The 17,890-nt window shown below is 71.9% G+C and carries 14 protein-coding genes and 1 riboswitch; of the genes, 6 read left to right on the top strand and 8 right to left on the bottom strand.

All coding sequences use genetic code 11. From position 1 onward, the window contains the following. Positions 1 to 31: 31 nt before the first annotated feature. Positions 32 to 1,099 carry a tellurite resistance/C4-dicarboxylate transporter family protein gene (locus tag AB0L56_RS15320; RefSeq protein ID WP_365423329.1) on the bottom strand — a complete coding sequence of 356 codons (1,068 nt, stop codon included), beginning with the start codon at positions 1,097 to 1,099 and terminating at the stop codon, positions 32 to 34. Positions 1,100 to 1,182: 83 nt separating this feature from the next. Further along, on the bottom strand, positions 1,183 to 2,145 hold the full coding sequence (locus AB0L56_RS15315; RefSeq protein ID WP_365423326.1) for a WYL domain-containing protein: 963 nt from the start codon (positions 2,143 to 2,145) through the stop codon (positions 1,183 to 1,185). Positions 2,146 to 2,267: 122 nt separating this feature from the next. Here AB0L56_RS15315 and AB0L56_RS15310 point away from each other — a divergent pair, with 122 nt between their 5' ends. Beyond that, entirely contained in the window at positions 2,268 to 2,954 is a 687-nt protein-coding gene (locus AB0L56_RS15310; protein ID WP_365423323.1) for an alpha/beta hydrolase, read from the top strand. 46 nt (positions 2,955 to 3,000) lie between these two features. Here the strand turns inward: AB0L56_RS15310 and AB0L56_RS15305 are convergent, their stop codons facing one another. Then, positions 3,001 to 3,510 (bottom strand): hypothetical protein, encoded by a 510-nt coding sequence (locus AB0L56_RS15305; RefSeq protein WP_365423320.1) that lies wholly within the window; start codon positions 3,508 to 3,510, stop codon positions 3,001 to 3,003. A gap of 81 nt (positions 3,511 to 3,591) precedes the next feature. Between AB0L56_RS15305 and AB0L56_RS15300 the strand changes: the two genes are divergently transcribed. Continuing rightward, positions 3,592 to 4,695, top strand: coding sequence for a hypothetical protein (locus AB0L56_RS15300; RefSeq protein WP_361026394.1), 1,104 nt, complete (start codon positions 3,592 to 3,594; stop codon positions 4,693 to 4,695). Between the two features lie 44 nt (positions 4,696 to 4,739). On the opposite strand, the gene AB0L56_RS15295 is transcribed toward AB0L56_RS15300, so the two are convergent. After that, the gene (locus AB0L56_RS15295; protein WP_365423317.1) at positions 4,740 to 5,291 is read right to left on the bottom strand and encodes a YciI family protein; all 552 of its coding nucleotides are present in this window, start codon (positions 5,289 to 5,291) and stop codon (positions 4,740 to 4,742) included. 226 nt (positions 5,292 to 5,517) lie between these two features. Continuing rightward, positions 5,518 to 5,877: riboswitch (cobalamin riboswitch) on the top strand. Positions 5,878 to 5,906: 29 nt separating this feature from the next. Here AB0L56_RS15295 and AB0L56_RS15290 point away from each other — a divergent pair. The 4 genes from AB0L56_RS15290 to AB0L56_RS15275 are packed head-to-tail and all read left to right on the top strand — an operon-like array spanning position 5,907 to position 8,599. Then, the gene (locus AB0L56_RS15290; RefSeq protein ID WP_365423314.1) at positions 5,907 to 6,617 is read left to right on the top strand and encodes an energy-coupling factor ABC transporter permease; all 711 of its coding nucleotides are present in this window, start codon (positions 5,907 to 5,909) and stop codon (positions 6,615 to 6,617) included. Then, positions 6,614 to 6,985 (top strand): energy-coupling factor ABC transporter substrate-binding protein, encoded by a 372-nt coding sequence (locus tag AB0L56_RS15285; RefSeq protein WP_361026385.1) that lies wholly within the window; start codon positions 6,614 to 6,616, stop codon positions 6,983 to 6,985. The genes AB0L56_RS15290 and AB0L56_RS15285 overlap by 4 nt, the downstream gene beginning before the upstream one ends. Before the next feature lie 7 nt (positions 6,986 to 6,992). Further along, complete coding sequence (gene cbiQ, locus AB0L56_RS15280) at positions 6,993 to 7,742, top strand: cobalt ECF transporter T component CbiQ (RefSeq protein ID WP_365423310.1); 750 nt, start codon at positions 6,993 to 6,995, stop codon at positions 7,740 to 7,742. Continuing rightward, a complete protein-coding gene (locus AB0L56_RS15275) occupies positions 7,739 to 8,599 on the top strand; it encodes an ATP-binding cassette domain-containing protein (RefSeq protein ID WP_365423307.1) in 861 nt (286 codons plus the stop codon). Before cbiQ ends, AB0L56_RS15275 begins: the two co-directional genes overlap by 4 nt. A gap of 15 nt (positions 8,600 to 8,614) precedes the next feature. Here AB0L56_RS15275 and AB0L56_RS15270 read toward each other — a convergent pair whose 3' ends face one another. From AB0L56_RS15270 to AB0L56_RS15255, 4 genes are all read right to left on the bottom strand, one after another. Beyond that, entirely contained in the window at positions 8,615 to 9,130 is a 516-nt protein-coding gene (locus AB0L56_RS15270) for a hypothetical protein (RefSeq protein ID WP_365423304.1), read from the bottom strand. 140 nt (positions 9,131 to 9,270) lie between these two features. Continuing rightward, positions 9,271 to 10,065, bottom strand: a complete 795-nt coding sequence (locus AB0L56_RS15265) for an SGNH/GDSL hydrolase family protein (protein WP_361026373.1) — start codon at positions 10,063 to 10,065, stop codon at positions 9,271 to 9,273. Between the two features lie 262 nt (positions 10,066 to 10,327). Then, positions 10,328 to 15,232, bottom strand: a complete 4,905-nt coding sequence (locus AB0L56_RS15260; protein ID WP_365423301.1) for a DNA repair ATPase — start codon at positions 15,230 to 15,232, stop codon at positions 10,328 to 10,330. A 339-nt stretch (positions 15,233 to 15,571) separates the two neighbouring features. Continuing rightward, the gene (locus tag AB0L56_RS15255; RefSeq protein WP_365423299.1) at positions 15,572 to 17,617 is read right to left on the bottom strand and encodes a flotillin family protein; all 2,046 of its coding nucleotides are present in this window, start codon (positions 17,615 to 17,617) and stop codon (positions 15,572 to 15,574) included. Positions 17,618 to 17,890: the final 273 nt, after the last annotated feature.

Raw genomic sequence — 17,890 nt, 5'->3', positions numbered from 1 at the left:
GTTCCCGCCCCCGCGGGGCCGGTCAGGTGGGTCAGGTTCCCTGTGGCTCGCGGGAGCGGGTGGTGAGGAGGGTGTGGAGCATGGCGAGGAAGACCAGGGTCCAGGCGGTGAGGGCGACCCAGAGCCAGGCGCGGCCGATCCATTCCACGATGGGGAGGTGGTCGGCGCGGCCCAGGTAGATGCCGGCGACGGCGTACATGCCAAGGGGGAAGACGACGCTCCACCACGTGGGCTCGTAGACCAGGGGCACCCGGTGGACGTAGTGGCGCCAGACGCCCAACGCCGTGAGCACGGGAATGAGCCAGGTCGCGAAGCACCAGAAGACGACCGACATGCCCGCCACCAGGCCGCGCACCGCGTCGACCATGGGGTCGCTCTCGATCTCCACGATGCGCGCCCCCGCGACCACCGTGATGGCGACCGCGCCCATTGAGACCCAGTAGGGCGGTTCCAGTTCGCGCGGTTCGAGGGGGTAGAGCATCGCCCGGAGCGAGACGAAGACCGCGGAGGCCGCGTAGAGCACGCAGCCGACCGACCAGGAGAAGACCGCGACGACGGACAGGCTCTCGCCTGCCGCCTCGTAGTGGGGTTCCAGGGTCGCGGCGGCCACGGCGACCGACTGGCTGGCGACCACCCAGACGAACCAGGTCCCGTTGGCTGCCGCCACCACCGGGCGTTCGCTGCGTCCGAGGACCGCCAGCCAGGGGATGGTGTAGCCGAGGACCACCCAGGTGAGCGCGGCGATCACGAGGAGCACGGCGGCGGGGATGAAGTAGCGCTGGCCGGCCAGGCCGACGGCGAGGACGTCGGTGCCCGCCACGAAGGTGAAGAAGAGGAACGCCTTGCGGGCGTCGTGGGCGTCGGCGGCGAGTTCACGGCGGTGCGCGACGAAGCGCCAGACGGTGAGGACGACCAGCAGGGCGTACGCGACGGCTGCGAGGACGAGCAGGGACCGGGAGACCGTCGTCCAGCCGCGCAGTCGGCAGCCTACGGAGAGGATGCCCGTGGCCATGACGAGGGCGAAGTACCCCGGGGACAGGCGCGCCGGTGTCAGGCCGGCCAGCCGGGGCGACGGGGGCACGGATGGTGAAGGCAGCACCCAGGCACCGTATGTGACCAGCGCCCCGGTGGGTCGCACCCGCTAGCCGGGGGCCGGCAAGCGTCGGGCTCCGGCTGTGCCGCTCAGGGCCGGTCCGTCGCCGCGGCCGTGAAGCGCGCCCCGAGGGCGGCGACTGCCGTACGGAGTTCCTTCCCGGCCTTGACGCGGAAGGGGAAGGGTATCCTCGCCAGCCACTCCTGCGCGTACATGTCCGGGTTGCGGGTGCTGCCCTCCAGCAGGCAGCCCTCCCCCGAGGGTTCGAGCCGTCCCATGGGGGGACGGATCCAGGGGGCGACCTCGGCCAGGGGTGCGTCGAAGACCACGCGGGTGGGGAACTCCCAGCCGAGGCCCAGGTTCTTCTCCAGTACGGCGATCGGGTCGAGGCTTCTGGGTGGTACGAAGCCCCCTCCGGTCGGCCGCACGGCGCGGACGCGGTCGATGCGGTAGGTGCGGATGGCGTCCGCGCGATGGGAGTGGCACAGCAGGTACCAGCGCCCGTGGCGGACGACGACGGACCAGGGATCCACCTCCGCCTCCCACTCGTTGCCGGCTTCGCTGCGATAGGTGACCGACACGCGGCGGGCGGCGGCGACGGCCTCGACGAGTTCGCTGGTGACGGCGGGATCCGGGCGTGCCGAGTGGGGGTCGGGGGCGGCCGACGCGTACGAGCGGAGCAGCGCCGCCTGGCGGCCGACGCCCTCCGGCAGCGCCTTGACCACCTTGTCCAGGGCCGTGCCGACCAGATCGCCGGCGTCGGCCGCGGCCGGCTGGCCGCCGAGTACCGCCATCACCAGGCCGACCGCCTCGGCCTGTGTGAACTGCACGGGGGGCAGTCGCGTACCGCGTCCCAGCCGGTACCCGCCGTGCGGCCCCCTCGCGGACTCCACGGGGACGCCGGCCTCGCGCAGGATCCCGACGTACCGGCGTGCGGCCCGCTCCGTGACGCCCAGCCGCACGGCCAGTTCGCCGGCCGTCGTACTGGGCCGGGCCCGGAGGATCTCCAGGGTGCGCAGCGCTCGCGCGGTGGGGCTGAGGTCGTTCGGCACGGGAGCAGGCTAGGGCCTGTCCGGCGGCTCCGTGTCGGGACTTGGCTGAGATCCGGCAGTGGATCGTCCGGATCTGCTCCTACGGTGGGGCTCCAACGCAGTCGGAGAAGGAGATACCGATCATGGACATCGTGCTTGTCGGCGGTCTGTGGCTGAGCGGTTCCGTCTGGGATCGCGTCGCGTCCGCGCTGGAGGCTCTCGGCCACCGGCCCGTGCCGCTCACGCTCCCGGGACAGGGGGACGGTTCCGTCTCCGCCACGCTCGACGACCAGGTGGAGGCCGTGCTCGCCGCCGTCGACGGGGCGTCCGGCAGGCCCATGGTCGTCGGTCATTCCGCGGCGTGTGCGCTGGCCTGGTTGGCCGCCGACCGGCGCCCGGAAGCGGTGACGAAGGTCGCCCTCATCGGCGGCTTCCCCACCGGCGACGGCGAGCTGTACGCCGACTTCTTCGAGATGCGCGACGGGGTGATGCCCTTCCCGGGGTGGGACCCGTTCGAAGGGCCGGACGCCGCCGACCTGGACGACCAGGCCCGGAAGGAGCTGGCGGCCGGCGCGATCCCGGTGCCCGAGGGGGTGGCCCGGGGCGTGGTGCGGCTGGCGGACGCACGGCGGTTCGGCGTCCCTGTCCTCGTCGTATGCCCCGAGTTCACCGCGGCGCAGGCGCGGGAGTTGATAGGTGCCGGCGACGTTCCGGAGCTGGCCCGGGCCGAGCGGGTCGACTTCGTCGACATCGACTCCGGCCACTGGCCCATGGTCACCCAACCCGAGGAGCTGGCACGGATCCTGGCCGCGGCGGCCGACGCGGGCTGACGGCACCTGACGGCGACGGCGGACGTGACCCGTGCCTGGTCCCGTCTCAGGCGGCTTCGTGCACGACGAGTTTGAACTCCGCCAGGACGATCTTCCGCGCCACGCTGTCGTCATGGGTGGCGCGGAGGGCCAGCGGGACGTCCGGGTCGACGAAGATGCCCCACTGCTTCGTCCAGCACTGCATGCCGGGGCTGGGCGGCCGGTGCTCCGTCGCCGTGGTGTCGTTGGGCGACGGGGTGAGGCCGAGCGGGTCCCGGACGAACTGGTCCCGCAGTTCGTCGTAGCCCCCCGCCTCCCACTGGATCATCGCGTAGAGGACGCCCCAGCCGGCTGTGCTGGGCCATATCAGTCCGGAGCGGTCGTCCGAGTCCCAGTTGGTGACCACGTGGCCGTCCGGCTGGTTGACCTGGTGCATGGCGAAGCGGTCGGTGGACTCGGCGCTCCCGAAAGGGAACCTGATGATCGTGTAAGGGCTGTTCGCCGGGATCGACTGCGGAGTGTCCCGCTTCAGGGAACAGACCTGCACTCCGGACGGATTCGCTGGAGGGGTGGACATGACTCTTATATGCCCATCAGTGTGCGGTTCGATGTGGCCTCCGGTCAGCAAATCATTTGAGGCGTACAACCGTTCGGTCCGATGATCGGTCTCCTGAGTGACCGCTCCGGTCGCCTTCACAAGGAGAACGTCATTTCCGCCATACGCAAGACCCTGACCGCCACCGCCGTCGCCACCGCCGTCCTGGCCGGTTCCGCCGCCTGCGGCACGGTGGAGAACCTGTCCGCGGGTCAGAAGCTCGACAACGCCTTCGACAAGCTCGGCGAGGAGCGCTCGCTCTCGTTCGAGCTGGATCTGGACACCGACGCCGCGACGCTCAAGGCGCTGGACGACGAGGTGGCCGAGCCGGGTGAGGAGATGCCCGACGAGGTCGCCGAACTGCTCAGCGGGGCGCGGTTCTCCGTCTCCATGCAGTCGAAAAAGCCGCTGGAGAAGTCCGAGGAGAAGGACTTCAGCGCCATGGCGATGACGCTCAGCGGCCCGGACGGCGACCTGCTCGGGTACCGGATGGTCGGCGACTACACCTATCTGCGCGTCGACGCCGAGGCGCTCGGGAAAATGTCCGGCAGCCCCATGCCTGCGGCCGAGGAACTGCCCGACAGCGCGGGGGCGTTCAAGAAGCTGCTGGCCGGCGAGTGGCTCAAGCTCTCCACGAAGGAGCTCGAGGAGGCCGACAGACAGATGTCGGGGGCGGAGGGAGCCGAGCCCTCGGCGGAGCCCACCCTGGATGCCCGGGCGCAGAAGAAGCTGATGAAGGCGCTGCGGAAGGTCATCGCCCAGGAGGTCGACTTCAAGACGTCCGGCGGGTCGGACGGCACCGAGCACATCAAGGCGACTGCGCCGTTCCGTACGCTGATGACCGAGCTGTTCGACGCACTGCGGCCGCTCCAGAAGGAGCTGCCGGGGGCGGCCGAGCTGCCGACGAAGAAGGACTTCGCGGACGCTCCGAACGAGAAGGTCACGGCCGACTTCACGCTGAAGAACGGCGAGCTGACCGAGGTCTCCGTGGACTTGGCGAAGCTCGCGGAGAAGGCGAAGGTCAAGAAGTTGGCTCTGGTGGTGCGCGTGGGCAAGGGCGAGAAGGCCACGGCGCCGGCGGGTGCCACCGAGGTGAAGATCGACGAGCTCATGGAGGGCTTCTTCGGCGGCGCCATGGAGGCGGGCTTCGGGGAAGAGGAGTTTTAGGACACTTCGGGAGACCTACGAGACCCCGGCCGACGGGCCCGTCGTCATCTGCGTCCGCCGAACTCCCAGTCGTGGACCTCGACGACGGCGTACCCGTCCGGCGGCAGGGCGGCGCGGGCCGTGCCCCGGTCGGGTGCGCGGACCAGGGCCGCGGTGCCCAGCCAGGCCGTGCCGTCGTCGGACAGCAGCGGCCCGTAGGCGATCAGTTCGTCCGGGTCGCCGGCCGGCACGTCGAGGTCCGGGGCCCGGCCCGTGCCGAAGCCCAGGACCAGGTAGCGGTTGCCGCCGGTCCGGCCGCCGGGGAAGTCCCCCATGGTGCGGCCCAGCACGTTGTGCCAGCGGCGCAGCAGGACGTCCCGGTAGACGCCGGCCTGGTGGTTCGGCTCGTCGAAGGCGAAGGCGCGGGCCGCCGCGGGATCCGGCAGGCCGACGATGTGGACGCTCCCTGTGGGTGTTTCCCCGTCGTCGGCGAAGGTCGGGCCGCGGACGATCAGTTGCTCGGCGTACCGGTCCATGTAGGACCAGTGCTCCTCCCCCAGTTTCTCGCGCAGGGGCAGGGACCCTGGGCGGTCCCGGTGGTAGCAGAAGAACTCCATGGGCCCCCTCCGACGCGCGTACCGCCCATCATACGCACGCGGCCGGATGCAGACGGGCGCGTGCAGGCGTCCGTGGTGCGGGGCCTTGCCGAGGACGGCGGCCCCCAGTCACCCGGTTCCCGGGCGGCCGTCGCGGGCCCGAACGCGCAGGTGTGCGCCGGGGGCCGAGCCGCCGGGCGCCCTCCGCGCGCCCCCGTCGGCGCTTGTCACCGGGCCGCGACGGGGACTACTGTCACCACGCCTTGGTGACGGGAAATCGGTGCGATACCGGTGCGGCCCTCGCCACTGTGATCGGGAAGTCCGGCTCCGGCCCTCACGGGCAGCCACTGGGTTCTAGGGCCCTGGCGCCACATTCCCGTCTGCCGCGCGACGCCTGGCACGCACGCTCGCCGCGTTGCCGAATCGCCCACGTGGCTCCGCCACGAGGGCGCTCCGGCGCCTTGCGATCGCACGCGCCAGACGCCGCGCGGCCCGCCCTTCGGGCGGACGACGGGAATGTGACGCCAGGACCCAGGAACCCGGGAAGGCGGAGCACGGGCGGTGGTACCCGTCAGCCAGGAGACCGGCCAAGGCGCGTCAACCATCCACGAGGTGCTGGAGAGGGTCTGCTGAGCCATGCACATTGCCGAGGGTTTCCTGCCTCCGGCGCACGCGGTCGCCTGGGGCGTCGCGTCGGCGCCGTTCGTCGTCCACGGAGCCCGGTCGCTCATCCGTGACGTCAGAGAACATCCCGAGAGCACGCTGCTGCTGGGCGCGTCGGGAGCGTTCACGTTCGTCCTGTCCGCGCTGAAACTGCCCTCGGTGACCGGGAGTTGCTCCCACCCCACCGGCACAGGGCTGGGCGCGATCCTGTTCCGCCCGCCGGTCATGGCGGTGCTCGGGACGATCACCCTGCTGTTCCAGGCGCTGCTGCTCGCCCACGGCGGGCTCACCACGCTCGGCGCCAACGTCTTCTCCATGGCGGTCGTCGGCCCCTGGGCGGGGTACGGCGCCTACCGGCTGCTGCGCCGGTACGACGTGCCGCTGATGGGCGCGGTGTTCTGCGGCGCGTTCGTCGCCGACCTGTCGACATACTGCGTGACGAGCGTCCAGCTGGCGCTGGCGTTCCCCGACCCGAGCAGCGGATTCCTGGGCGCGCTGGGCAAGTTCGGCTCCATCTTCGCCGTCACGCAGATCCCGCTCGCGGTCAGCGAGGGGCTGTTGACCGTGCTGGTGATGCGCCTGCTGGTGCAGTCCAGCAAGGGCGAGCTGACCCGGCTCGGGGTGCTGGTCACCTCGGTGGCCGACGGCAAGCGTGCCGAGTCGGCCGAGGCGGTGGCCCGATGAGCCGCAACGCGAAGATCAACACCCTGCTCCTGCTGCTCGTCGCCGCCCTCGCCGTGATCCCGCTGGCGCTCGGGCTCGGCGACCACAAGGAGGAGCCGTTCACCGGCGCGGACGGCGAGGCGGAGACCGCGATCACCGAGATCGACCCGGACTACGAGCCGTGGTTCTCCCCGCTGTACGAACCGCCGTCCGGGGAGATCGAGTCGGCGCTGTTCGCCCTCCAGGCGGCGCTCGGCGCGGGCGTCCTGGCGTACTACTTCGGGCTGCGGCGCGGGCGGCGGCAGGGTGAGGCGCGGGCCCGTGAGCGGGCCCGCGCACACGACCCGGACGCGGGGGTGCACTCAGGCGCCGACGGCGGACGGGACTGACGGGTCCGTGCTGCCGATCGACGCGGCGGCGCACAGCAGCCGCTGGCGCCGCCGTCACCCCGTGGACAAGGCCGTCCTCGGCCTCGGTCTCACGGTCCTCGCGATCTCGCTGCCCCCGTGGCCGGGCGCCGCGTTGGTGCTGGTCACCGCGCTGGCGCTGCTGCTCGGCCCGGCGGGGGTGCCGGCCGGGCGGCTGTGGCGTGCGTACCGAGTGCCGCTGGGGTTCTGTGTCACCGGGGCGCTGACCCTGCTGGTGAGGGTGGGCGGACCCGGCGGGTTCGTGTCGCCTGCCCCCGAAGGGCCGCTGCACGCCGGGGAGTTGCTGCTGCGCACCTCGGCCGCCTCGCTGGGCGTGCTGCTGTTCGCGTTCACCACACCCATGTCGGACCTGCTGCCGCGGCTGGTGCGCGCCGGGGTGCCCGCACCGCTGGTGGACGTGGCGCTGGTGACGTACCGGATGAGCTTTCTGCTGCTGGACTCGGTGCGCCGGGTGCACCGGGCGCAGGCGGCGCGGCTCGGGCACACCACCCGCGCGGCGACCTGGCGTTCGCTCGGCGGACTCGGGGCCACCGCGTTCGTGCGGTCCTTCGACCGTGCGGCGCGGCTGCAGACGGGGCTCGCGGGCCGCGGCTACGACGGCGCCCTGCGCGTGCTGGTGCCCGAGGCCCGGGTGTCCGCCCGGTTCACGGCCGCGAGCCTGGCGCTCCTGACGGCGCTGGCCGCCCTCACCTTCGTACTGGAAAGGCCCTTGTCGTGAGCGGATCCGTGCTGGTGGCACTGCGGGAGGTGTCGTTCGCGTACGAGGACGGGCCGCCGGTGTTCACCGGGCTCGACTTCGAGGTGCGCGAGGGGCGGGCGCTGGCCCTGCTGGGGCGCAACGGCAGCGGCAAGACCACGCTGATGCGGCTGCTGAGCGGCGGACTGCGACCGCACGGAGGGGAGTTGCTGCTGTCGGGCCGTGCCGTGCGGCACGACCGGAAGGGGCTGACGGCGCTGCGTACCACCGTGCAGCTGGTCGTGCAGGATCCGGACGACCAGCTGTTCGCCGCGTCCGTGGGGCAGGACGTGTCGTTCGGGCCGCTGAACCTGGGGCTGCCCGACGCGGAGGTGCGCGCGCGGGTGGCGGAGGCGCTGGAGGCGCTGGACATCGCCGCGCTCGCCGACCGGCCCACACATCTGCTGTCGTACGGACAGCGGAAACGGACGGCGATCGCGGGCGCGGTCGCGATGCGGCCGCGGGTGCTGATCCTGGACGAGCCGACGGCGGGTCTCGATCCCGACGGTCAGGAACGGCTGTTGGCGACCCTCGACGGGCTGCGGGCGGGCGGCACGACGGTGGTGATGGCCACGCACGATGTGGATCTCGCCCTGCGCTGGGCCGACGAGGCGGCCCTGCTCACTCCGTCGGGCGCCCACACCGGCCCGGCCGCCGAGATGCTGTCCCGCCGGGACCTCCTCACGGCGGCGGGGCTGAGGCTGCCGTGGGGTGTGGCGGCCGGCCTGTTCCTGCGGGCGCGAAATCCGGCCGGCGGTGCGGACGCCGGTCCCCGTACCCCGGAGGAGCTGGCGGCGCTGGCCGCCCTGCCGGAGTACGGGGAGCGGAGGTCGGGCTAGGACCTCAAGGACGGGTCAGCAGCCGCCGCAGTTGTAGTAGGTGACGTCCCAGTGGTTGCCCTCGTCGGCGTAGACGTTGCCCGAGCCGGAGCGCCACTGCTGGGCCCCGTCGCCGCGCACGCCGATGTAGGTGAAGGTGTTCTTGATGTAGTTCCCGACGCAGGTGCCCTTGCTGTAGTCGAGCTTGTAGCCGTTCCAGTGCGAGTACGTGCCGGAGGCGTGCCCGGTCTCCGTGCCGCCGGTGATGTTCAGGGCGCAGCCGCTGGCTCGCTTCAGGGTCTGGGCGCCCTGGGCGGTGGCCAGGTTGAGCTGGTCGAAGGACGTGCAGGTGGAGACGTTGCGGTTGGAGCAGCCTCCGGACGACGACCAGGTGATGCCGACCTCGCGGAACATGGAGGTCGCGGTGGCGTGGCTGATCTTGGTGACGGCGAACGCCTCGCCGGCGGTGCCCATCACGGCGGCGCCCGGGGCGACGACGAGGGCGAGGGCGGTCAGGACCGAGCGGAGCTTCGGAGCCTTGACGGTCTTCATGGGGGGAACCTTCCTGCTGGGGCCAAGGTGGGTGAGGGACGGCTGTGCAGGCGGAGCAGACAGATGATGCCCGGGGTCTACGCGCGTCCGCCAGAGGACAAAACGGAATGCTGCCGCCTGCGTGGGTCGGTGCCGTCCCGTCAGACCGTCGAGCGGAAGGCGGGGAGGTACCCGGAGGACTGGCCGACGGCCTTCGGGTGGTAGGAGTTGCCGATCGGGAAGGTGACGCTGTGCAGCCAGGCGTCGCCCGAGCAGAGCTCGTGACCGGTGAACTCGTCGACCACGCTGGACCAGGCGAACCCGGCGTTGGCCGCGCGCTTCGCCATCACCCCGTTGAGCACGTCGCCCGCGTTGTTGATGGCGCTGCGCTCGGTCTCGCTGAGGCCGGCGATGCAGCTGCCGGACAGCTTGTAGAAGCGCGGGTAGCCGAGGACGACGACGCGGGCCTGCGGGGAGCGGGAGCGGATCGCCGAGTACAGCGAGTCGAGCTTGCCCGGCAGGGAGTTCTGCATCTGCGAGACGGCGTTGTTCACGGCGGCGAGGCAGGTGGACTCGCTCCACAGGACGCAGGTCTGCATGACGTCGGCGAAGCCGATGTCGTTGCCGCCGGCGGTGACGCTGACGAGGGTGGTGGTGGAGGACAGCGCGCTCAGCTGCGAGGAGGCCACGCTCGTGGTCGTCGCGCCCGAGCAGGCGACGAATCTGAACGACGCGGGGGCGTTGGCGTTGCTCCACAGCTGCGGGTAGGCGGCGGTGCTGCGTTTGCAGTCGCCGCTCTCGGAGGTGTAGCTCCCGGCGCCCACTCCGGAGGAGTAGGAGTCGCCGAGCGCCACGTAGTGGTGGCCGGCGGCCGCGGCAGGGTGTGCCAGGCCGAGGACGGTCGCCACACCGAGGATGAGGGTGGCGAGAGTTGTTCCCAGTGAACGCGTTGACACGTGTATCCGCCTCTCACGACGAAACTCGCGACGGTAGTTGAGGGAGCAACAGGTGTTGTAGCAGTGCGGGATACCGCGCGGTAACTACCGGTCGAAAAGTCATCCGCTATGACCCGAATACTGATTTGACCGATCCTGCTCCGCGCGTAGATAAACCTCGGAGGCCTGGGATTTGCGTCATGTTCACGCCAACCTTGTGGCGAGAAAGGGGCGCCCCCGCGCGGCACCCGGTCTGGTCGAACGGTGCTTTCGACGCTCCCGTTCAGCCCTCCCCGTCGTGCCGCGCCCGAGCCGCGAAGAGGCGCCGGGGGTCGGCCGCGCGCGTGATCGCCGACTCGACCGCCGCGATGCGGTCACCGAGCAGGGCGAGGGCGGACACCGCGCGGGCGAGGGCGTCGTCGTCGGGGCCGCCCAGGGTGAGGGTGCGGACGTGGGCCGCCTTCACCTCCGCCCAGCGGGCGGCCTGTTCGGGCGTGAGCGTGCCGCGCAGCTCGGCGAGCTTCAGCAGGTTCGCCTCGGCGCCGGTGGTGAGGGTCTGGGCCTCGGCGGTGTAGTGGTCCTCGACGACGGCGGACAGCTCGGCGTCGTTCATCACGGGCTGGATTCGCTGGGCGATCTTGTTCATGTTGCGGTAGGAGCCCTGGAGCAGGAACGGCGGCTCGGTGCGGGTGTCGTCGGAGCGGGCCGCGGACGCGATGTAGGCCGCGTTCACCGCGAGCACCGTGCGGCGGGCGGTGAGCAGGTGGCGCAACACCGCGAGCAGACGGTCGAGTTCGGTCGGCGCGTACGGGTGGAGCAGGCGGTCCGGGCGGGCCGTCGGGTCGTCCGAGGCGAGCCGGATCAGCAGGTCCAGGTCGGCGCGGTCGCGTCCGGCGAGCGGCGCGAGCACCGGGTTGGCGGTGAGGGCGTTCTCCACGAAGCTGAGCGCGAAGACGTCCTCCTTGCCGGTGAGGACGTCGCCGAGGTTCCAGACGTCGGCGCGGTTGGCCAGCATGTCGGGGACCCGGAAGGCATCGCCGGACTCGGTGTAGGGGTTGCCGGACATGCAGACGGCGAAGCGCTTGCCGCGCAGGTCGTAGGTGCGCGGTTCGCCCTCCCACACGCCTTCCATCCGGCGGGTGGCGTCGCACAACGGGATGAACTTCTGGAGCAGTTCGGGCGAGGTGTGCTGGATGTCGTCCAGGTACAGCAGGATGTTGCTGCCGGCCGCCAGCGCGAAGTTGATCTTCTCGACCTCCTGGCGGGCGGTGGCGTTCGGCGCCTCGGCCGGGTCGAGCGAGGTGACGCCGTGGCCGAGCGCGGGTCCGCTGACCCGCACCAGCACCAGGCCGAGGCGGTGGGCGACGTACTCCATGAGGGTCGTCTTGCCGTAGCCGGGCGGGGAGAGGAGCAGCAGCAGGCCGCCGGTGCCGGTGCGGGCGGACTCCCCCGTGGTGCCGAGCTGTTTGGCGAGGCTGTCGCCGACCAGCGGGAGATAGACCTCGTCGACCAGCCGGTTGCGGACGAACGAGGACATCACGCGGGGCCGGTGGTCGTCCAGGCGCAGCCGGGTGCGTTCGGCGGCCACGAGGGCGGTGCGGCGGCGCTGGAAGGCACGGAAGGCGGGTACACCGGACGCCCTGAACTCCTCGGTGCGGTAGAGGAATTCGTCCAGGCGGAGGGTGAGGCGGCGGTCGGTGATCCGGGGGTGGGTGGCGATCAGGCCCTCCACCGTGACGGTCAGCGGGGCGTCCGAAGCGTGGCGGGGCACGTCCGGGCAGAGCTCGGCGGCGACCGCCTCCGCGAGGTCCCCGGGGGTCACCTGGTCGCCGGTGGCGGTGGTGTACGCGGTCAGCCACGCCTCGACCAGTTGGCGGCGGGCGGTGAGGTCGGCGAGGGCGGGGAGGTCGTCGTCGTAGGCCTTGGTCGCGACCGTGCGGCGGAACGTGTCGAGGCGGGTGCGGGTCCGGGCGCTGATGACAAAGCCGTCGGGGCCGGTGGTCAGTTCGTCGAAGAGGTACGCGGCGCAGGCCTCGGGGCGGACGGTGGCGTTCTCGTCCCATTCCCTGATGGCGCGGGCCAGTTCGGTCCGCAGCGCGTCCAGTGCGGGCGGCGGGCCGAAGGCATCGCGGACCCGGGCGAGGGAGCGGGCGCGTCGGGTGAGGTCCTCGCGCTCGCGTTCCGTGGTGCCGTGGGCCCAGTACAGCAGGGCGTGGGCGCGGGCCGCGGACGCGTGGCGCAGGGTTCCGGCGCCGTCGTACAGGGGCAGTACGGCGGTGAGGACCGCGGTGGCGTCATGGTCGTGGACGCCCCGCTCGTAGCCCTCGTCGTACGCCTCCTCCGCGGCCCCCCGAACCAGGGCGGCCAGGTCGTCGGCGCCGGTCAGGGCGTCGGGGCCGGGCTCGTGCAGCAGGCGGGCGGCGAGGTGTTCGGCGCGGTACACCTCGGATGACTCGGACGGCAGGTGCCGGTTCCACAGGGGGCGGTCGGCGAGCAGGGCCGGGTCCGTGACGGGGGCGCGGTAGTCGGTGCCGGTGAGGGCGAGCGCGAGGCCGTCGCCGTGCGGGACGACGGTGAGGTCGAAGGGCTGGGTGGAGACGGCGAATTGGTGGGCCCCCAGGCGGATGGTGCGTCCGCCGTCCGTGTAGAGGTCGGTGCGGTCGCGCAGGGCACGGGCGGCCTCCTCGTGGGCGGAGCGCAGCCGGCCCTCGAGTTCCTCGGCCCGTACCCGGTCGCCGAGTTCGCGCAGTTCGCCGGCGGTGCGGCGGACCTTGGCGACGAGGGGGTCGGAGGCGAAGTAGGTGCTCACCGCGTCGGTGTCGGCGAGGGTGGCGGAGCGGCGGGCGATCGTCTCCAGGACGCGTCCGGCGGCGGAGGCGAGCTGCTCGGCGCGGCGGGCGCGGGCGTCGGTGAGGCTCTGCTTGCGCGCGGAGAACGCCTCGTAGATCTCGGTGCGCTTGGCGGCGAGTTCACCGAGGACGTCGTCGAACTCCGCGAAGCGGGACTCCAGCGATTCCAGCTGGGTCAGGACCCGGGTCAGCTGGTCGTCGCAGTGCTCGGGGTCGTCGGCCGCCGCGAGGGCGCCGGTGACCGTCTGGCCGAGCAGGGCGAGTTCGGCGGCGAACCCGGCGCGTGCCTCCCGGTCGAGCAGGCCCCGGCGGTGGGTGTCGAGGGTGGCGCGGGCGCGGTTGACGGCGCCCATGGCCTCGGCGACCCGTTCGAGGACGGCCGTACGGACGGTGGCGTCGGCGATGTCGAGTCCGGAGACCACCTCGGTCACCGTGCGCAGTCGGTCGGCGAGTTCGTCGAGGCGGGCGGCGACCGGGGCGGCCTCGGCGGTGGTGGTGAGCGACTCGATGTCGGCGTGCAGCCGTTCGAGGTCTGTGTGGTGGGCGGCGAAGGCGTCCTCGCGGGCCAGGAAGGCGATCGCGCGCTGCCCGAAGGAGGCGAGGTCCGTCTCGGCGGCGTCGGCCAGTGCGTGGATGCGGGCGTGGTCCGCGTACCGCATGTCCTTCAGGGTCAGCAGATGGCCCTGGGCGTGGCGGAGTTCGGTGAGGCCGGTGACCCAGGCGGTGGCCTCCCGGGGCTGTTCGCCGCGCAGGCGGCGTACCACCGAGGCGATCCGGCCGTCCGCCTCGTCGAGCGCGTCGGCGGCCCGGCGGGTGAGGTCCCGTACGGTCTCGAACTCGGCCAGCACCTGTACGGCGGTGGCGTGCACCTCCTCCAAGGGAGTGCGCAGGTCGCCGAGTTTTGGCTCGCCCAGCCAGTGGTGGGTGTCCAGGGCGCGGACGCAGGCGGCGGCCAGAGTTGTGTGGATCCCCGCCGTCGGGGTGGTCTCGGCGGCGGAGCGGGCCAGGGACAGACAGTCGGAGATGCCGCGCACGAGGTCGGCGTTGCCGACCCGGGCCAGCGCCCCCTCGCCGGCGGGCTGTGCGGCGGCGTGGGTATCGGAGACGTAGGGCGAGTGCCAGAGCTGGACGGGGTGGACGCGGGCGGGGTCGTCACCCTCGGGGCGCAGCAGGACAAGCTGTCCGTCGTCGAACAGCGCCCAGCCGTGGCACGCCATGGGGGTGGCGACCGCTTCCCGGATCTGGTTGTACGACAGCAGCAGGGCGCGTCCGCGGTCGGGCGCGTGGAACGCGTACAGCACGTCCTCGCCGTGGGGCGAGCGCACCTCGCGTTCGAACTCCATGCCGTCGGTGTCGATTTCGTACGTCTTGTGGGGGCCGGCGGCGAGGCAGTAGCCGCCGGGGAACACGATGCCCTGGTCCTCGGGCAGCCGGCGGCAGCCCTGTCCGATGCCGTCGAGGCGGACGACGGTGCGGGTGAGGGTGTTGAAGACCAGGTAACGGGCTGCGGTCTCCTTGTAGGGGAGGATCCGCAGCAGGATCAGGGGGCCGACGCGTGCGTGGGCGATGTCGGCGTCGGCGAGGGACTGCAGGGGCTCGTCGACCGGCTCGGTGTGGATGCCGTCGGGGGTGTCGGTGTCGTTCTCGGCCTTGACGGTGAGGGTGCCGCCGAGGGTGTCGACGAAGACCTCGTCCTGGACGGAGACGTGCGGGTGGCGGCCGAGGACGTGGTGCTCGCGGGTGGCGGGGGTCCAGGTGATGTCGGCGGGCGGGACGCGCGCGTGGTCGCGGTCGCCGCGCGCGTCGAGGAAGGCGGTGCGGCCGTCCTCGGAGACCGACCAGCGCAGGACGCGGATGTCGCCGGCCTTCTCCCCGGTCTGGAAGACGGCGAGCAGCTTGCCGTCGACGCGGCGCAGCCGCAGCAGACGGGCCTGGCGGTAGTAGCGGTGCAGGGCGGTGAACTCGCGGACGAAGGCGGGGTCGTCGAGGAGTCCGGGCACGGCGTCGCCGGGAAGGCGGTTGAGGTCCCGGTCGTGTGCGGCGAGCACGTCGCCGACCGTGGTGTCACGGTCGGGGCGGGGCCGGGCCTCGTAGCCGAAGAGGAGTACATCGCCCACGGCGACGATGTCGCGGGGGACGCTGTTCCGGTCGGTGCGCAGCCGCTCGGTGCCGGTGAGGCGCAGCTCCGGGGCGCCGAACTCCTCGGCGCGGCGGTGGTTGAGTGCCTCGGCGCGGCGGGCGAGTTCACCGGCCTGCGCGGTGAGGCGGTCGCGCAGTACCTGGTAGGCGCCGCCGTCGACGGCCGCCTCGGCCGCGCCCGGCGCGGGTGCACCGGACATACCCGGGCCGGATGCAGCCCGGGACCGGTCCCCGTCGGGCGCGCCTTGCTGCCTGCCCGCGCCGGACGTCCCCCGGGGACCGTTCAAGCCGGGGGCCCCTTCGGAGCCGCTCGCTCCGGGGGTGCCGTGGCGGGCGCCGGCCGTGGGAGCAGTGGTGGTTCCGGGTGCGCCCGAGCCCGGCGTTGCGTGCGGGGCCGTGTGCGTGGGCTCGTGGGTGCCGGTGGTCATGGCTGCCTCTCGGGAAGGGACCGGCCGGGAGCCGCCGTCCCCTGTGCGGCGGCTCCCGGCCGGATGGCGATCAGGGCCTGTCCGGCGGAACAACCCTGCGGGTCAATACACCTACGTCCTGGCGCGGCCGTTGAGCTCGGCCAGCGGTGTGTCGGACAGACCCAACTCGCCTGCTTTCTCGATCAGTTCCTGGAACCGACCGGTGTTCTCTCCGCCCTGCCGCATCAGCCGCATCAGCAGCGCGGAGACCGTGAGGTTCTGCACGTCGCCCGTGGAGACGGACCCCAGGATCCGGCTCAGGTCGTCGGTGAAGCTCGCCGAGCCGTCCAGCCAGGGGCCGGCGAGCGCCTTGGCGGTCTCGGAGTTCTGGACGAAGCCGTCCACGCTCTTGCCGAGCGCGATCGAGGAGACGAGGCGGTCGAAGAACACCGACTCCCCGCCGACGATGTTGATGTCCGCATTCTCCAACCCGGTGGCGAGGACGGTGGCCTGTGCCTCGGCGACCTGCCGCTGTACGTCCAGTCCGGCCAGCCGGATGTCCTTCTCGGCCTCCAGCCGCAGCCGGTACTCCTCATGGCCGCGGGACGCCTCGTCGAGGGCGGCCATCGCCGCCGCCTTCTCGGTGAGGCCGGCCGCCTCCGCGCGGAGCCTGCCGCTGATGGCCTCCGCGTCGGCGAGGGCCTTGGCGCGTGCGCCCCCGGCCTCCGCGCGCAGCCGGGCCTCGGTGGCCTCGGCCTCGGCGCGGCCCGCCTTCTCGATGACGTCGGCCTCCTTCTCGCGGACCTGGACGACGGCCAGCCCCTCGGCGGCGGACTCCGCCTGGATTCCTTCGGCCAGCCGCAGCTTGGCCTGTGCGTCGAGGTCGGCGGTCTTCAACCGGGCCTCGGCGAGGGTGAGTTCCTCGGCCGCGCGGTGGGTGGCGGCCTGCTCGGCGGCCTCGGCGGCCTTGATGTCCTTGACCAGCTTCTCCTGCGCCTCGGCCTCCGCGGCGATGATCACGGCCTGGCGCTGCCGCTCGGCCTCCTCGACGGCCCGCAGCTTCTTGATGGACTCCTCCTGCTCGGCGACCGTACGGTCCACCGCCACCCGCTCGCGGATGACCTCGGCGATCTCCCGCTTCTCCGCCTCGACCTCCTTCTCGGCGGCGATCCTGGTCAGTTCGGTCTCCCGGTCCCGGGCGATGACCTCCAGCAGGCGGTCCTTCTCAATCCGCTCGCTCTCCACGGCGATGACCCGCTCGCGGTTCTTGGCGGCGACGGCGACCTCGCGGGCCTGGTTCTCGCGCTGCACGCCGAGCTGCTCCTCGGTGCGCAGGAAGGCGCTCTGCGCGCGCAGCCGCTCCTCCTCCACCACCCGTGCGGTCTCGGCCTCCTCGCGGGCCCGTACGGTCTCGATCTCCCGCCTCTGCTTGATCTCGGCGTCGGCCTGCCGGCGTTCCAGCTCCAGGATCGCCTCGCGGGCGTCGACGTCCTGCCGGGTGATCTCCTTCTGCTCGTTGCGCTGGGCCTCGTTGGTGCGGATGTGCTCCACGGCCGTGAGTTCGGTGATCTTGCGGATGCCCTGTGCGTCGAGCACGTTGCCCGGGTCGAGCTGGGTCAGCGGCGTCTGCTCCAGGTAGTCGATCGCGGCGTCTTCGAGGTGGTAGCCGTTCAGGTCGACACCGATGACCTCGATGATCCGGTACCGCAGTTCCTCGCGCTTGGTGTAGAGGTCGGTGAAGTCCATCTGTTTGCCGACGGTCTTGAGCGCCTCGGAGAACTTGGCGTGGAACAGTTCCTGCAGCGTGTTCCGGTCACTTGCCCGCGCGGTGCCGACGGCCTGGGCGACCTTGATGACGTCGTTGACGGTCTTGTTGACCTTGACGAAGAACGTGATGCGTATGTCCGCGCGGATGTTGTCCCGGCAGATCAGGCCCTCCTTGCCGGCCCGGGTGATCTCGATGGTCTTCACCGAGATGTCCATCACCTCGGCCTTGTGCAGCACCGGCAGTACGACCGACCCGGTGAAGGTCACATCGACCTTGCGGACCTTGGAGACGATCAGCGCCTTGCCCTGTTCCACCTTGCGGAAGAGTTTGGTGACGAGCAGCAGGCCGATGAGTACGAGCAACAGGGCGACGCCGGCGAGTACGGCGATGCCCACGGTGGCGGCATCCATGGGGACACGTCCTTCTGGGCTGAAAAATTGGCAGAAGTCGGGTGTTGTGGTGCCTCGTTGACGAGACGGATGAATGTCCGGTGGAGGAGGAGACGGCTCAGTGGGCGCCGCGGTTCTGCGGCGCCTGCGGACGGATACCGTCCGCGGGCACCCGCACCGCGCGCTGAACACCGCCCCGGTCCGCACCGCGTGAGCGCGGGGACCGGGACGGCCCGGGTTCATCCGGGCAAAGCCGGTGCAGCGGCCGCACGAACCGGGTGACGGGCGGGACCG

Source organism: Streptomyces sp. NPDC052079 (genome assembly GCF_040680275.1).
GTDB lineage: Bacteria > Actinomycetota > Actinomycetes > Streptomycetales > Streptomycetaceae > Streptomyces.
The sequence above is the reverse complement of the archived record's forward strand: the minus strand, read 5'-3'. Positions and strand labels throughout refer to the sequence as shown.

Excerpts from the sequence above, each read along its gene's own strand:
- AB0L56_RS15310 (WP_365423323.1), top strand. The coding sequence starts at position 2,268 with ATGGACATCGTGCTTGTCGGCGGTCTGTGGCTGAGCGGTTCCGTCTGG.
- AB0L56_RS15305 (WP_365423320.1), bottom strand. The coding sequence starts at position 3,510 with ATGTCCACCCCTCCAGCGAATCCGTCCGGAGTGCAGGTCTGTTCCCTG.
- AB0L56_RS15300 (WP_361026394.1), top strand. The coding sequence starts at position 3,592 with ATGATCGGTCTCCTGAGTGACCGCTCCGGTCGCCTTCACAAGGAGAAC.
- AB0L56_RS15295 (WP_365423317.1), bottom strand. The coding sequence starts at position 5,291 with ATGGAGTTCTTCTGCTACCACCGGGACCGCCCAGGGTCCCTGCCCCTG.
- AB0L56_RS15290 (WP_365423314.1), top strand. The coding sequence starts at position 5,907 with ATGCACATTGCCGAGGGTTTCCTGCCTCCGGCGCACGCGGTCGCCTGG.
- AB0L56_RS15285 (WP_361026385.1), top strand. The coding sequence starts at position 6,614 with ATGAGCCGCAACGCGAAGATCAACACCCTGCTCCTGCTGCTCGTCGCC.
- AB0L56_RS15270 (WP_365423304.1), bottom strand. The coding sequence starts at position 9,130 with ATGAAGACCGTCAAGGCTCCGAAGCTCCGCTCGGTCCTGACCGCCCTC.
- AB0L56_RS15260 (WP_365423301.1), bottom strand. The coding sequence starts at position 15,232 with ATGTCCGGTGCACCCGCGCCGGGCGCGGCCGAGGCGGCCGTCGACGGC.
- AB0L56_RS15255 (WP_365423299.1), bottom strand. The coding sequence starts at position 17,617 with ATGGATGCCGCCACCGTGGGCATCGCCGTACTCGCCGGCGTCGCCCTG.